The sequence below is a fragment of the Chlamydiales bacterium genome (genome assembly GCA_041395025.1).
In the GTDB taxonomy this organism is placed as follows: domain Bacteria; phylum Chlamydiota; class Chlamydiia; order Chlamydiales; family JAAKFR01; genus JAJACP01.
In genome coordinates this window covers 117,528-132,159 of record JAWLBH010000001.1, presented here as the reverse complement: position 1 = coordinate 132,159, position 14,632 = coordinate 117,528, and the positions used below count along the sequence as shown (strand labels likewise).

The window sequence follows — 14,632 nt, the reverse complement described above, 5'->3', positions numbered from 1 at the left end:
ATTATTATATATAAAAATTAATAATAATTTTTTTATCTAAAATTTTTAACAAAAAAAAACTATTTTTATTTATAATATATGTACAAACTAATCCTTTTAGGAGATAAAGCTTATGTCAATACTAGTAAATTTCGAACAAAGTAAATCACAGCCTTTAGAAGCTTGGAAACCTACTATGATATACCCTTCGACTAACCGGAAAGTTGGTGGATTGGTGGCCTTGATTTCAGCCGTTTTTATTGCCATTGTAGCGACTGTAGCTGCAACTGGAATATTTGGAGGAGGAGTCGTCTATTTTATAGCAGCCGGTGGAATTGTGTTTGGAACAATCCCATTGTTATCTTTGGCAACCTATCTAGTTTATCCAAAATTTGTAAGGAAATCTATGTTTGAGAACACTACACCTAATGATCTGGTAGAGACCGCTCAATAAATAGAAAATATCAAAGGGAGAAAGTGGCAAATCTGTGTATAGGTAAACTTCTCATTTTCTCCTTTAGTATTTTGATTTAAAATTTTCTATTCAATCATCTCTTTGCTCATCCTTACTAGCTGATCTAGACGATTCTTTTCTCTTACTAAGATTTTTAATGCAAAAGAACTGCTTGCATGAATGCTTTTTTATTGATGTTCCATAGAAGGATAGAGTATGGTTTTTTTACCTAGGTTCTAAGGGATTTTAAGGGAAGTAGTGAAGCAAAGAAAACGTACCAGGTATTATGATGGGTCTATGCCGACGACAAGACATATTTCTCAAGTTTTGTCAGGTATTCTTCATGAGATTGGAGAGCGACGCGAAGATACCCCAGAATTGATTCTATCTGCATGGCCTAATCTGATTGGAAAAGCCCTTGCCCCTATGACCAAAGCCCTCTCATTTAAAGAAGGCTTTCTCATAGTAAAAGTGAATAATTCTACTCTTTATAGCCTCCTTGTGCATCATGATAAACCTAGATTAATTAAGAATTTAAGAGACAAATTTCCTCAAATAAAAATTAAGTCAATTGTCTTTCAATTGGGTTAAACACATGACTATGAATTTAGAGAAAGATCAAAAGATAGAAAAAGAATACGATGCCAGTGCGATTACCGTATTGGAAGGGTTAGAAGCAGTTCGAGAACGTCCTGGAATGTATATTGGAGACACTGGAATTGGTGGCCTTCATCATCTTGTGTATGAAGTGGTGGACAATAGTATTGATGAGGCGATGGCGGGTTTTTGTTCATCTATTCATGTGATCATTCATCAAGATGAGAGTATTTCAATTCAAGATGATGGTAGAGGGATTCCAGTTGATAAGCATGAGCAAGAATCTATCAAAAGAGGCTCTGATGTTTCAGCTCTAGAAGTTGTACTTACCGTCCTTCATGCTGGAGGAAAATTTTCAAAAGAGACTTATAAAGTATCTGGGGGATTGCATGGGGTTGGTGTTTCATGTGTAAATGCGCTTTCGAAATTATTTAAGGTGGAAGTGTTTAAAGATGGCAAAATTTATGCCATGGCATTTCAAAAGGGGAAATTAGTTAGTGATCTTGAAGTCATTGGAACGACCCAAAATCAAGGAACAAAGGTGAGATTTTGGCCTGATAATGAGCTTTTTTCTATCTCTGTTTTTGATGCAGATATTTTATCAAAACGCTTACGTGAACTGGCTTTTTTAAATCAGGGCGTAAATATCTTTTTAAAAGATGAACGAGATGAAGATCGTCCAGATCTTCATTTTTTTTATCAAGGAGGATTAAGTTCTTTTGTTTCTTATTTGAATGAAAACAAAGAGGTGCTTTTTCCTCACCCTGTCTATTTTCAGGGGAGACGAGAAGGAGATGATGGAATCATTGAATTTGAAGTTGCAATGCAATGGAATGATGGGTTTACAGAGATGATTTACTCTTATGCAAACAATATTCCTACTCGTCAAGGAGGAACCCACCTCACTGGGTTTTCTACGGCTCTTACGCGTGTTCTCAACCATTACATTAAAAATCAGAATCTTCTCAAAAATGATAAAATCTCTTTATCAGGCGATGATATGCGCGAAGGTCTAACAGCAGTGATTTCTGTAAAAGTTCCTAATCCTCAGTTTGAGGGGCAGACAAAACAGCGGCTAGGTAATAGTGACGTAGGCTCAATTGTACAGCAAATTGTAGGGGAGGAACTAGGGATTTTTTTGGAAAAAAATCCGCAAATTGCTCGAATGATTGTAGACAAGGTCATGATTGCAGCTCAAGCTCGTGAAGCGGCTAAAAGGGCGCGAGAATTAACTTTACGTAAAACTGCTCTAGATAGTGCTCGTCTTCCAGGAAAGTTAATAGACTGTCTTGAACGTGATCCTGAGAAATGTGAGATTTACATTGTAGAAGGAGATTCTGCTGGTGGATCAGCAAAGATGGGACGTGATAGAAAGTTTCAAGCAATTTTACCAATTCGAGGGAAAATTCTTAACGTAGAAAAGGCACGTTTACAAAAAGTATTCCAAAATCAAGAAGTTGGAAAAATTATTGCTGCCCTTGGTTGTGGGATTGGAGTGGATTCCTTTAACATAGAAAAACTTCGCTATCACAGAGTGATTATCATGACTGATGCTGATGTCGATGGTTCCCATATTCGTACTCTTCTTCTCACTTTTTTCTATCGACATATGCCAGCTTTAATTGAGAATAATTATATCTACATTGCCCAGCCTCCTCTTTATAAAATTTCTCATAAAAAGCAAAGTCGTTACATTACTTATGACGAGGAAATGGATGATTATCTTTTAGAGCTAGGAACGCAAGATATTGTTTGTCAACATCTTTTAAGGAAAGAAAGGCTTGACAAGAATAGAATGCAAGAACTTGTTAAATTGATTTTAGAAGTTGAGCGTTTCATTGCTTCGGTGGAAAGAAAAGCGATTCCCTTCCTGGAGTTTTTAGAAGCAAAAAAGAGAGTAGGAAAATATCCTATCTATTTTCTTTCTTCTGAAAAAAGGTTGGTCTATTCAGAAGAAGAATTTTTAGAAATTGCTCGTATAGACGAAGAAAAGCAACGTGCCATACACCAAAGCTCAATTGATTCGAGCCATGAGCAGGAAATTACAAGCACGGGGCAAATTTTTAAACCAAAACCTCTTTCTTATATCGAATTATATAAGGAAGAAACCTTGGCTCATTTAATCGAGCATTTTCACAGTTTTGATTTTAAAATTGAAAACTACTTTCTTGGTGACAAAAAACTGCTGTCTATTTTTAAAGATGAGGAATGTATTGAAAGTTTCTTTACTTTAAAAGAATTTATCAATTTTTTAAGAGCAAATGGCAGAAAAGGAGTAGAAATTCAGCGGTATAAAGGGTTAGGAGAAATGAACGCTGACCAACTCTGGGAGACAACAATGGATCCGAGTAAACGCACTTTAATTCAAGTTACCCTTCCTGATGCAATTGCTGCCGACCGTATGTTTACTATGTTAATGGGAGAAGAAGTTCCTCCACGTCGAGCTTTTATTGAAAACCATGCTCTTTCAGTTAAGAATTTAGATATCTAGGATATTCATCATGCCTTTTAGAGAAAATGAAACGATTTTGACTCGTAATCTTGAAGATGAAATGAAAGAAAGTTACTTACGTTATTCAATGTCAGTAATTATTTCTCGAGCTCTTCCCGATGTACGTGATGGGTTAAAACCCTCTCAAAGGCGTATCTTATATGCAATGCGCCAACTCAACTTGACACCAGGAGCTAAGCATAGGAAGTGTGCGAAAATTTGCGGAGATACCTCCGGAGACTACCACCCACATGGGGAATCTGTCATTTATCCGACATTAGTACGGATGGCTCAAGATTGGGCAATGCGATATTGTCTTATTGATGGTCAAGGGAATTTTGGTTCAGTAGATGGTGACCCTCCAGCACAAATGCGTTATACAGAAGCTCGCCTTACTGGCAATGCTCTCCATCTTATGGAAGATCTTGATAAAGAAACTGTGGATATGGTGTCCAATTATGACGAGACTAGAGTTGAACCCACTGTCTTTCCTGCAAAATTCCCTAATCTTTTATGTAATGGGTCTTCTGGTATCGCAGTTGGAATGGCGACAAATATTCCTACTCATAATTTGATGGAGCTGATTGATGCTACTCTGTTAGTGATGAAGTATGAGGAAGCCACGATAGAGGAAATCATGAAAGTGATGCCTGGCCCTGATTTTCCAACAGGTGGTTTGATCTGTGGATATAAAGGAATTTATGATGCTTATCATACGGGTCGTGGACGATTGATTTGTCGTGGAACTTTTCATATCGAAGAGAATCGAGATCATCGCAATCGAGATTGGATTGTGATTGATGAAATTCCCTATAACGTCAATAAATCTCGTCTTGTTGAGCAGATTGCTGAACTTGTAAACAATAAAACAGTGACTGCGATTAGTGATGTAAGAGATGAATCGGATAAAGAGGGGATGCGTATTGTTCTTGAGTTAAAAAAAGGAGAAATTGTTGATGTAGTTGTCAATCAACTTTATAAGTTCACTGATATGCAGACGACGTTTGGTTGTAATATGCTTGCTCTTGATAAAAACTTACCTCGTATCATGAATATCAAGCAAATGATTCTTGCGTGGATTCATCATCGAATAGAAGTCATTCGCCGACGAACTCGCTTTGATCTAAATAAAGCTGAAGCACGTGCGCATATCTTAGAAGGCTATCTAAAAGCGATTGAGGATCTTGATGAGGTAGTGAGAATTATTCGTTCTAGCAAAAACAGAGAAGAGGCTTATAGGGATCTGATTGCTCGTTTTAAGTTTTCAGAGCGTCAAGCGAAAGCTGTTTTGGAACTACGTCTCTATCAATTAACTGGACTGGAACAAGATAAGATTAATTCTGATTATCAGGAATTGCTAAAAAAAATTCACTATTATCGCGAGCTTTTAGCAAGTGAAGAAAAGCTACGCAATCTTATTGCTGAAGAATTAACTTCAGTTAAGAAAGCTCATCATTCTCCTCGTAAAACACAAATTGTTCAGGCAGAAGAAGATTTTAATGTAGAAGATTTAATTGCTGATGAACAGGTGATCATTACAATTTCTCAAGATGATTATGTTAAACGGATGCCTATGGATACATTTCGTGAACAAAAAAGAGGAGGACAAGGGGTTGCTGGATTTAATATGAGACGTGAAACAGATAAGCTAAAAGGAGTTTACGTCGCCTCTACTCATGATTATTTGTTAATTTATACGAATTTTGGACGTTGTTATTGGTTAAAGGTATGGCAGCTACCTGAAGGAGAACGTCGTTCTAAAGGTAAAGCTCTTGTGAATTTTATTGAAGATCTCCAAGAAGGAGAAAAAATTGCAATTATTTTAAGAACCAGAGACTTTAATTCTGATCGTTATGTTTTTATGGCGACAAAAAGAGGCATTGTAAAGAAAACTGATTTATCTAATTTTAGTCATCCAAGACGAAAGGGGATTCGTGCTCTAGAAATTGAAGAAGGAGATGAGTTAATTGCAGCCCATTTAGTTGGAGAAAATCAACAAGTCATGCTTTTTACTTATCAAGGGATGGCAGTGCGTTTTGATCATAAACATGTCCGTGCAATGGGGCGATCTGCTCGAGGAGTCAAAGGGGTGACTTTAGGTAAAGAAAATGATTATGTCATTGGTTGTGAAATCATTGATAATGAAAAAAGTACCATATTAGTTGTATGTGAAAATGGTTTTGGAAAACGCTCTTACGTAGAAGATTTTCGTCAAACAAACCGAGGGGGAAAGGGAGTCCGATCTATCATTACAAATACACGGAATGGGAATGTTCTTGCTGCTGTTTCTGTATTAAATGAAGATGGTCTTTTGATGATGTCATCTCAGGGGCAAACTGTTCGTATTAGTATGCGTGATCTCCGTGTTATGGGCCGTGCAACACAAGGTGTAAAGCTTGTAAATCTTAAAAGCGGAGATTCTCTAATTGCTGTTGAAAAATTAGCAAGAGTAGAGGAGAAAGAGGCATTGGTTAGTGAAGAAGAGGAATAATCCATCTTATCCGGGACTTTTTATCACAATTGAAGGAGGAGAAGGATCGGGGAAAACTACAGTTTGTAAACACCTTAAAACAATCATTGAATCCTATGGTTATTCAGTCATGGCTACACGTGAACCAGGTGGTTCTCTCCTTTCTGAAGCTCTACGCCATCTTTTATTAGACTCTAAAAATCATTATAAAATTGGAAATCGTGCTGAGCTTTTTCTTTTTTTAGCCGCTCGTGCTCAACATATCGAAGATAGTATCTCACCTTCTCTTTACCGGGGAGAAGTTGTAGTGTGTGATCGATTTAATGATTCTTCTATTGCTTATCAGGGTTATGGTCGTGATTTAGGTTTAGAATATGTTGAAAAATTATGTCAACTAGCTACAGGAGGACTAGAGCCAGATATAACTTTTTTACTAGATCTTGATCCTTTGATTGGGATGGAACGTTTAAAACATCGAGAGAGAAATACATGCGATCGATTAGAACAGGAAATGCTGCAATTTCATCAAAAGACACGCCAAGGTTATCTTGATTTAGCTAATCAATATCCTGGTCGAATTGCAATCATTGATGCTGTTAAACCATTAGAATTTGTAGTGCAATCTTGCTTCCACCGGCTTCAGAATTTTTTACCTTTTAAGTCTTGATAAACAAAATGGATATTCTTTCTGACATGATCGCTTCTAATAAAATCCCACATGCTCTTTTTTTTGTTGGAACTAAAGAAGCTCAGATTGAACAGAAAGCTCGTCAATTTGCTATCGCCCTTTTAGGGCGCTACCCACATCCAGATTTGCATGAATATTTTCCTCATGGAAAAGCAAATATGCATTCGATCGAAACTTTACGCAATCTAGCTTATGAAGTAGGGTTTGTGCCTTATGAAGCTAAGTGGAAGGTATTCATTATTTATGAAGCTGATAAAATGCTTTTGACAAGTAGTAGTGCTCTTCTAAAAATCTTTGAAGAACCCGCAAAATCTACAGTGATCATTATTGTTTCTTATTATCCTGAAAAAATTTTACCTACTATTCTTTCCCGTTGTCGAAGAATTGATTTTATTGCTCCTCATAAAACAAGTCGACATAAGATTTTAGATGTTTTGGCTCAAAAAGAACCTCTCGAATCTATTGAAGAAGGAAAAGAACTTGAAGAGCTTTTTGAAGCAGTGCTAAATTGGTATCGTGATCGATTGCTCTTAAACATAAAAGGAGGAGAACGCTATCTTACTTATCCAGATTACCATAAACACATTCAATCCGCTTCTCTTTTTCCGATTGATTATGTAGAAAAGGCACTACAAGAAGCCCGTATGGGTTTAGAGCGTTCTATTAAACTTCTGACTTGTCTAGAGGTTCTTTTTTATAAGCTTCAGATTTATTAAGTTCGATAAATTTTTAGATATTTAATTTACTAAACTTTTAAGAAATAAATTCAATTGGAATAAAATGGATTGAGGAATTTCATGTCCACCTTCAAACATATGCAATTTTCCTTTTAGTCCACCGTCTTGAAGTAGAGATGCAAGTTCTGCAGCTTTTTCTAATGGTAATAAGGGATCATGCGTTCCATGACTTTGAAAAAATAGAGTTTTAGTATGTTGGTGTGAAAGACTACGCCACATCGACTCATAAATTAATGTTCCTGAAAAAATTAAAATAGCTGCTACAGATTCAGTTCCATTTAAAGCAACATCTACAGATAAAACAGCTCCCTGACTAAATCCTCCTATAATCAGTTTGGATCGGGGAATATTGAGTTCCCCGACCAAACATTCAATGCATTCCCTAAACTCGGTTAAATCCTTAGGAAATGCATTTTCAACTGTTTTTAAATCTTTTTTTTCAAAAGCTGTTTGAAGAGTGGATAGATTCACTGGAAACCAGGCTCTACCCTTATTGCTAGGAATCCCTGAAACATTAAACGGAGCCATTGGAAATAACCAGTTAGGTTTTAGTTTTTCTTGAAAAATCCTGTGCAAAGGGACTAAATCCATGGCATTGGATCCAAATCCATGCAAAAGAAGAATAGTTTTGCCATCAGGATCACCTGGAATTTCTAATACATCCAGATCAGCAATTTTTTTTTTGTTAAAATGATTTATCATAACGACTTGAAACAATACTCCAATTGATTTTATTCCAAAATGCATTGATATAATTCATACGATTCAAACCATAATCAATCATGTAAGCATGTTCCCATACATCCATAATTAAGATAGGTATTCCACCTACTAGATGGTTTTCTTGATGCTCAGAAATCCACATATTGATTAGCTGTTTATTCACTGGATCTAGATAAAGAATGACCCAACCAATACCCCGTATCATTCCAGTATTGATAAAATTTTGTTTCCATGTTTCAAAAGTTCCAAAATCTTTGATGATTTGCTTGTAAAGAGAAGTATTTCTATCAATTTCTTCTTTCCCTCCTAAATTTGAAAAATAGAGTTCATGAAGGCGCATTCCATCTAATTCAAAGGCAAGTCTCTGTTTAATTGCTCCAAATTGCGGAGTTTCTTCTTTATTCTCTTTTACATAATCATAGAGAATCTTCAGTAGAAGATTTGTATTCTTCACATAGCCTTCATAAAGTTTAAAATGCATTTCCAAGGCTTCCTTTGAAAAGCCTTCCATTCCAATAAGATAAGAGAAGTCTTTTGCTGTATAGTATGCAAGGTGTCCTTCTTCTTCAAGACTATGCTCTGGTAATAAAAGATCGCAATATGAAGTAGAATTTAGATACACCATTAAAGAGAGGAATACAGAGATAGAGGTGACTTTATTCATAAAATAGATCTCATAGGTGGCATAAATTTAATTAATATTTACCTTTTTTACCAAATCCCAATCAACTTCCACCAAATACTTCCCAGACCTATCCAAATTGAGAGATTAATCAGGCTTAATAGAAAACCAATGCGCCACCATGCTTTTAGTTCAATATAATTGGATCCGTAATAGATTGGTGCTGGTCCACTTCCATAATGAGTCAATCCCCCCATAAGATTACTTAAAAATGCGAATACAAGAATAGCAATCATAGAAGGAGTGCCAAGAGAAATAGCAATCATCAAAAAAGCAGGATACATCGCACCGACATGAGCAGTATTACTAGCAAAAAAATAATGAGAATAAAAATAGACCAATCCGAGAATCGTAAAGGCGGGCATCCAGTTCATTTGACCGACGAGCTGAACAACTTGTTCACTTAACCAGGGGGTAAATCCAAGATGGTTAAGTTGAGTAGCAATCATAATCAAACTAGAAAACCAAATATAAGTATCCCATGCTGAATAGTTTTTAACAATATCTTCCCACTTCAGAACATTAAAAATTAAGAGGCAAGAGAGACCAACCATAGCAGCAATCGTTGCATTCATCTTAATCATATTTCCTGATATCCAAAGAATAATTAGTAGAATGAAGATAGCTAGCATGATCCATTCCTGCTTCTGCATTTTCCCCATTTCTTGAATTTTTAAACGGGCAAAATCTGCTGCATTCGGTGTTTTGCGAATGATTGGAGGATAGAGTTTGAAGACCATGAAAGGCATAATTGCTAAATTAATCAGCCCTGGAATACTTGCTGCAAGAGCCCATTGACTCCAAGATAAATAATATCCAAATTGTTGAGTCAGCTCGACGAGAAAAGGGTTTGCTGCCATTGCTGTGAGAAACATGGCACTTGTAATTACAGATCCTTGATAAGCGACTGTCATCAGAAAAGAGCCAATACGCCGTTCCGTACCAAATTGAGGATCACTTGCAAAAGATTTTGCAAGCCCTTGTACCACTGGAAAAATGACACCACCTGTTCTAGCAGTTACACTAGGAATAGCAGGGGCAAGAATAAGCTCACTCATAAGAAGCCCATAGCTAAGACCCAATGTTTTTCTCCCTAAGATCGAGACAAAATAATAAGAAATCCGACTTCCTAAACCTGTTTTGATAAATCCTTGTGAAATAAAAAAAGCAAATAGGACTAACCAGGCAATGGGGTTATGAAAACCTGCCAGTGTTTCTTCCAAAGTTAATGTATGAGTTAAATCGAGAATTGTCATAGAAAGAATTGCAAAAACGCTCATTGGAAGAGGTTTAAAAATAATTCCAAGAATCGTTGCCATAAAAATGGCAAATAAGTGCCAGCCTTTATTATGGATATTTTCAGAGTGAGGAGAAAACCAAATCAGTAACCCAACTAGAATAATAATCAAAAAAGAAATAAATTGTCTTCTATTCACAGGCCAAGAGGATATAGAAAGGAGTGATTATGGTCAAAATGGATAAATAAGTATTTTTATTGTAAAGAGTAGTTTCCCATCCATTTTTCCATTTCTGCTACTGTATCGTCAATGAGTTCAGCATCATGAAATAATTGGAATAGATGTCTTTGTTTTTCTTCCCCTAATGTTGTCACTACATCTTCTATAGAAATAAAAGCTTTGTTGATTAAATTGCGATCAAAAGCCCTCTTAATCTCATCAAAAATTTCTTCAGGATAGAGTGAACAGGAACTTACAATTAGATGGTCCCAGACAAAAGAAGGGTGTTTTTCCAGTTTTTCATGAAAAAGTGCACGAAAATACTCAATGACTTCTTTCCTATTAATAAATCCACATCCAACGAGTGTCACTAAACATGCTTGACATGCAGCACGTACATATTCATTGATAGAAGGATTTTCAATCATTTTTTTTAGCGGATCAATATTTTTCCCACATACACTTGCTAAAATTCGACTGAGATCTTCAGTTAAAACATCTCCAGCAATTGCATGAGGAATCTCTCCAGGATATGAAAAAAGCTCAATAATTAGGGGATAGGCCTTTTCTTCTCGGAATTGTGCAAGAAGATACATTGCATATAGATGACCCTGATAATTATCATCCTCAATAATTTCATCAATTCTATATATTGCATCTTCAAGAATCATAAGAAGATGAGGAGTAATTTGTTTTCGTTTTGCAATTGCAGCTTCAATTGCATCCCTTGGGAATTCTCCTCCCATGTCATAAGCTAAATCTTCAATAATATGGGCAAGATTCATAGATACCTCTTTATATCAAGATCAGTCTTTGCAAAAAACATTTTTTTCCTCTACAGTTTTTTCTGCCAAATATTAAGGAGTAATTAGGTGAAAGGATTTATACCTATCATGTTTTTCTCTATGCTTTTTTCTATGTGTCAATCTGAAACTAAGGAGAGTATTCCTGTGAATAAATCATTCGTTACTATTCGCACAACAGAAGGAGATTTTGATCTTCAATTATTTGCTGATCAAGCACCTATCACTGTAAAAAATTTTCTGAGATATGTAGATGAAGAACATTACAATAAAACGATATTTCATCGTGTGATTAGTGGTTTCATGATTCAAGGTGGAGGAATGACTTCTAATATGAAAGAAAAACCTACTCATTCACCTATTAAAAATGAGGCATCAAATAAAATTTCGAATAAGAGAGGAACCATTGCCATGGCTCGCACATCTGAAGTCAATTCAGCCACTTCTCAGTTTTTCATTAATTTAGTTGATAATGATTTTCTAGATTATCGAAATTCTACTCAGAATGGATATGGATATTGTGTATTTGGTCAAGTAACAAATGGCATGGATGTAATTGATAAAATCCAAAATATTGAAACAGAAAAACGCTATGGACATCAAAATGTACCAATTGAACCTATTGAGATTATAGAAATTGTTTATCTCAAATAGAAATCCCTATTTTCACTTAATTAAGTGACAAGCAACAAAATGATTTTCTTTCACTTGTTTCCATTGAGGAGCGACTTTTCTACAGTGTTCCGTTGCAAAAGGGCAGCGGCTTGAGAAAGCACACCCAGGAGGAGGATTCAAAGGATTAGGTGTCTCTCCTTGAAGAACCATTCTTTTTCTTTCTCTCTCTTTTTTTGGATCTGGAATAGGAATGGCTGCAAGTAAAGCTTGAGTATAGGGATGCAGTGGGTGGAGGTAGAGCTCTTCACTAGAAGCAAGTTCTACTAATTCTCCAAGATACATGACTGCAACTCGATCAGAAATATATTTCACTATTGAAAGATTATGAGTTATAAAAAGATAGGTTAAACCCATCTTTTCTTGTAGTTTTTTAAAGAGATTAACTACTTGTGCTTGGATCGAAACATCTAAGGCTGATATAGGTTCATCACAGACAATAAATTCAGGCTCAACTGCGAGTGCTCGAGCCAATCCAATACGTTGTCTTTGACCACCACTAAATTCATGAGGAAAGCGGCTGATGTAGGTTGGATTAAGACCGACATATTCTAGCAATTTTTCAATTCTTTTACGTCTTTCTTTTCCTTTTGCAAGACGATGGATATCGATAGGTTCTCCTACAATATCCTTAACTGTCATACGAGGGTTGAGTGAAGCATAGGGATCTTGGAAAACAATCTGCATACGGCGTCGCATAGCTTTCATTTCCCAGTTTGAAAGTGACTGGAGATCCACTCCATTGAACTCAATTTTTCCAGAAGTAGGTTCGTAAAGACGAAGAATGGTTCGTCCAACAGTCGATTTACCACATCCACTTTCTCCAACAAGTCCTAGTGTTTCTCCTCGATAAATTTTAAGATTAAATGATTTAATAGCATGTAAGCATTGCTTACCTACTTTAAAAATTTTTTCAAGTTTATCAATATTAACAAGCACCTCTTTCATGATGTTTTTAACCAGCAATTGACTTCGTGTTCTTCTTCAATTTGTTTTTTCGGAGGAATTTGTGTTTGGCAAATATGCATCGCATGTTTACAACGAGGACAAAAAGCACATCCATTTGATGAAACTAAAGCGTTTGGAGGAGTTCCATGGATGGGGAGAAGTTCTTTTTGCTTACTCATTCCTAAATGGGGTACAGAATGAAGAAGGCCTTTTGTATAAGGATGATAAGGAGATTGATAGATTTGATTAATAGTTCCTTTTTCAATAATTTCTCCATTATACATGACCAATAGACGATCACATACCCCTGCAACAATACCCAAATCATGAGTGATTAAGATGATACTCATTTTATTTTCTTTTTGAATCCCTTTCATTAAATTAAGAATTTGCGCTTGAATAGTTACATCAAGAGCTGTCGTTGGTTCATCTGCTATGAGCAGTTTTGGCCGACATGCAAGTGAAATTGCAATCACTACTCTTTGACGCATACCTCCACTAAATGCGTGAGGATATTGATTAAATCGTTTTTCAGGATCAGAAATGCCTACTAATTTAAGCATTTTAAGGGCTTGTGATTGTGCTTCTTCTTTTTTAAGACGATGGTGTTTAATCAACCCTTCCATGATCTGCTTACCTATTTGCATAGTAGGATTTAAAGAGGTCATTGGATCTTGGAAGATCATTCCTATCTCTTTTCCTCGAATTCCTTCCATTTGTTTACGGGATTTTAGGAGAAGATCATTCCCTTCAAAAAAAATATTCCCTCCATCAATTTGCCCAGGGGGGTTAGGGATTAATCTCATAATTGCCTGAGCCATCACACTTTTCCCACAACCTGATTCTCCTACAATTCCAATTGTTTCTCCGTATTTCACTGAAAAGGAAATATTCCGTAAAGCTTTCACTTGTCCTAGGTAGGTACGGAATGAAACAATAAGATTTTTAATTTCTAATAGATTGTTCATTATTTTCTCAATTTAGGATCAAGTGCATCACGTAGTCCATCGCCTATAAGATTGAAAGCAAGCATGGTAATGCTAATAAAAAATGCAGGGAAAAACAGCCTCCAAGGATAATAACGCATAGCTGGTAATCCATCGCTTGCCATGGTACCCCAACTAGGAATTGGGGCTTGGATCCCTATTCCTAAAAAACTTAAGAAAGCTTCTGTAAAAATTGCAATCGGAATAGTTAAAGTCATTGTGACAATAATAGGTCCCATTGCATTTGGAATTAAATGTCTAAACAAAATGCGAGGATAGCTTGCTCCTAGAGCTGTTGCTGCTTGAATAAACTCCTGTTCTTTTAATTGGTACAGTTGTCCACGAACAATTCGAGACATTCCAATCCATCCAGTAATTGTGAGCGCAATAAGGATAGGAATCAATCCAGATCCCAAGACAACCATTAACATAATCACAACTAAAATATAGGGTATGGCATAAAAAACATCGGCAATACGCATCAAAATGTTATCAATTTTTCCACCTAAAAGAGCTGCAAACCCTCCCCATAATACTCCAATGATTAGGTCAATAAAGGCTGCAGCAATTCCAACAAAAAGAGAAATACGCGCTCCATAAGCTGTTCTATTAAATACATCCCTTCCTAAATCATCAGTCCCAAACCAAAACGTTTTACAAGGGGGATGGTTTTTTAATAAAAGATTGGTTTCGTAGTAGGGATGAGAACTCATTAGTGGAGTAAAAATAGCAAAACCAATCAGCAAAATTAGAGTCAAAAGACCTAGAATTGCAATCCGATTCATTTTGAAGCGATACCATACATCTTGCCAAAAACCAATAGAAGGAGGAAGAACATCTTGATGGCTAGATATGTTTTGCTCAATAGGTTGAAACAAAGAACTAATAGATTGATTACTAAATATTTTTTTATAAACTTCGTCAGCCATCTATTTTTTACTGAAT

14 protein-coding genes are annotated in these 14,632 nt (G+C 36.1%); 7 read left to right on the top strand and 7 right to left on the bottom strand.

The features are described from left to right. Positions 1–112: 112 nt before the first annotated feature. The 6 genes from R3E91_00550 (at position 113) to R3E91_00525 (ending at position 7,395) form a co-directional block, all read left to right on the top strand. Entirely contained in the window at positions 113–433 is a 321-nt protein-coding gene (locus tag R3E91_00550; GenBank protein MEZ5314696.1) for a hypothetical protein, read from the top strand. Positions 434–730: 297 nt separating this feature from the next. Further along, entirely contained in the window at positions 731–1,024 is a 294-nt protein-coding gene (locus tag R3E91_00545) for a DUF721 domain-containing protein (protein MEZ5314695.1), read from the top strand. 10 nt (positions 1,025–1,034) lie between these two features. Then, complete coding sequence (gyrB, locus tag R3E91_00540; GenBank protein ID MEZ5314694.1) at positions 1,035–3,521, top strand: DNA topoisomerase (ATP-hydrolyzing) subunit B; 2,487 nt, start codon at positions 1,035–1,037, stop codon at positions 3,519–3,521. 10 nt (positions 3,522–3,531) lie between these two features. Next, complete coding sequence (gyrA, locus tag R3E91_00535) at positions 3,532–6,012, top strand: DNA topoisomerase (ATP-hydrolyzing) subunit A (protein MEZ5314693.1); 2,481 nt, start codon at positions 3,532–3,534, stop codon at positions 6,010–6,012. Continuing rightward, positions 5,996–6,658 (top strand): dTMP kinase, encoded by a 663-nt coding sequence (gene tmk, locus R3E91_00530; GenBank protein ID MEZ5314692.1) that lies wholly within the window; start codon positions 5,996–5,998, stop codon positions 6,656–6,658. The genes gyrA and tmk overlap by 17 nt, the downstream gene beginning before the upstream one ends. 8 nt (positions 6,659–6,666) lie before the next feature. Further along, positions 6,667–7,395, top strand: coding sequence for a hypothetical protein (locus R3E91_00525; protein MEZ5314691.1), 729 nt, complete (start codon positions 6,667–6,669; stop codon positions 7,393–7,395). A gap of 21 nt (positions 7,396–7,416) precedes the next feature. Here R3E91_00525 and R3E91_00520 read toward each other — a convergent pair whose 3' ends face one another. From R3E91_00520 to R3E91_00505, 4 genes are read right to left on the bottom strand one after another with little or no spacing between them, the layout of a single operon-like run. Then, positions 7,417–8,163, bottom strand: coding sequence for a hypothetical protein (locus R3E91_00520; protein ID MEZ5314690.1), 747 nt, complete (start codon positions 8,161–8,163; stop codon positions 7,417–7,419). Further along, a complete protein-coding gene (locus tag R3E91_00515) occupies positions 8,102–8,803 on the bottom strand; it encodes a superoxide dismutase (protein ID MEZ5314689.1) in 702 nt (233 codons plus the stop codon). Before R3E91_00515 ends, R3E91_00520 begins: the two co-directional genes overlap by 62 nt. 47 nt (positions 8,804–8,850) lie before the next feature. Beyond that, positions 8,851–10,257, bottom strand: coding sequence for an anion permease (locus R3E91_00510; GenBank protein MEZ5314688.1), 1,407 nt, complete (start codon positions 10,255–10,257; stop codon positions 8,851–8,853). A gap of 56 nt (positions 10,258–10,313) precedes the next feature. Continuing rightward, positions 10,314–11,063, bottom strand: coding sequence for a DUF1186 domain-containing protein (locus R3E91_00505; GenBank protein MEZ5314687.1), 750 nt, complete (start codon positions 11,061–11,063; stop codon positions 10,314–10,316). 87 nt (positions 11,064–11,150) lie between these two features. Between R3E91_00505 and R3E91_00500 the strand changes: the two genes are divergently transcribed. Then, positions 11,151–11,735: a peptidylprolyl isomerase gene (locus R3E91_00500; GenBank protein MEZ5314686.1), complete on the top strand. Its 585-nt coding sequence runs from the start codon at positions 11,151–11,153 to the stop codon at positions 11,733–11,735. 12 nt (positions 11,736–11,747) lie between these two features. Here R3E91_00500 and R3E91_00495 read toward each other — a convergent pair whose 3' ends face one another. From R3E91_00495 to R3E91_00485, 3 genes are read right to left on the bottom strand one after another with little or no spacing between them, the layout of a single operon-like run. Then, positions 11,748–12,701, bottom strand: coding sequence for an ATP-binding cassette domain-containing protein (locus R3E91_00495; protein ID MEZ5314685.1), 954 nt, complete (start codon positions 12,699–12,701; stop codon positions 11,748–11,750). Continuing rightward, complete coding sequence (locus tag R3E91_00490) at positions 12,698–13,669, bottom strand: ABC transporter ATP-binding protein (protein ID MEZ5314684.1); 972 nt, start codon at positions 13,667–13,669, stop codon at positions 12,698–12,700. Before R3E91_00490 ends, R3E91_00495 begins: the two co-directional genes overlap by 4 nt. Next, complete coding sequence (locus tag R3E91_00485; GenBank protein MEZ5314683.1) at positions 13,669–14,616, bottom strand: ABC transporter permease; 948 nt, start codon at positions 14,614–14,616, stop codon at positions 13,669–13,671. Before R3E91_00485 ends, R3E91_00490 begins: the two co-directional genes overlap by 1 nt. Positions 14,617–14,632: the final 16 nt, after the last annotated feature.

What these genes read in the sequence shown, in the direction of transcription:
- R3E91_00550 (MEZ5314696.1), top strand. Translation starts at nt 113, where the DNA reads ATGTCAATACTAGTAAATTTCGAACAAAGTAAATCACAGCCTTTAGAA.
- R3E91_00545 (MEZ5314695.1), top strand. Translation starts at nt 731, where the DNA reads ATGCCGACGACAAGACATATTTCTCAAGTTTTGTCAGGTATTCTTCAT.
- gyrB (MEZ5314694.1), top strand. Translation starts at nt 1,035, where the DNA reads ATGAATTTAGAGAAAGATCAAAAGATAGAAAAAGAATACGATGCCAGT.
- gyrA (MEZ5314693.1), top strand. Translation starts at nt 3,532, where the DNA reads ATGCCTTTTAGAGAAAATGAAACGATTTTGACTCGTAATCTTGAAGAT.
- R3E91_00525 (MEZ5314691.1), top strand. Translation starts at nt 6,667, where the DNA reads ATGGATATTCTTTCTGACATGATCGCTTCTAATAAAATCCCACATGCT.
- R3E91_00520 (MEZ5314690.1), bottom strand. Translation starts at nt 8,163, where the DNA reads ATGCATTTTGGAATAAAATCAATTGGAGTATTGTTTCAAGTCGTTATG.
- R3E91_00515 (MEZ5314689.1), bottom strand. Translation starts at nt 8,803, where the DNA reads ATGAATAAAGTCACCTCTATCTCTGTATTCCTCTCTTTAATGGTGTAT.
- R3E91_00505 (MEZ5314687.1), bottom strand. Translation starts at nt 11,063, where the DNA reads ATGAATCTTGCCCATATTATTGAAGATTTAGCTTATGACATGGGAGGA.
- R3E91_00495 (MEZ5314685.1), bottom strand. Translation starts at nt 12,701, where the DNA reads ATGAAAGAGGTGCTTGTTAATATTGATAAACTTGAAAAAATTTTTAAA.
- R3E91_00490 (MEZ5314684.1), bottom strand. Translation starts at nt 13,669, where the DNA reads ATGAACAATCTATTAGAAATTAAAAATCTTATTGTTTCATTCCGTACC.
- R3E91_00485 (MEZ5314683.1), bottom strand. Translation starts at nt 14,616, where the DNA reads ATGGCTGACGAAGTTTATAAAAAAATATTTAGTAATCAATCTATTAGT.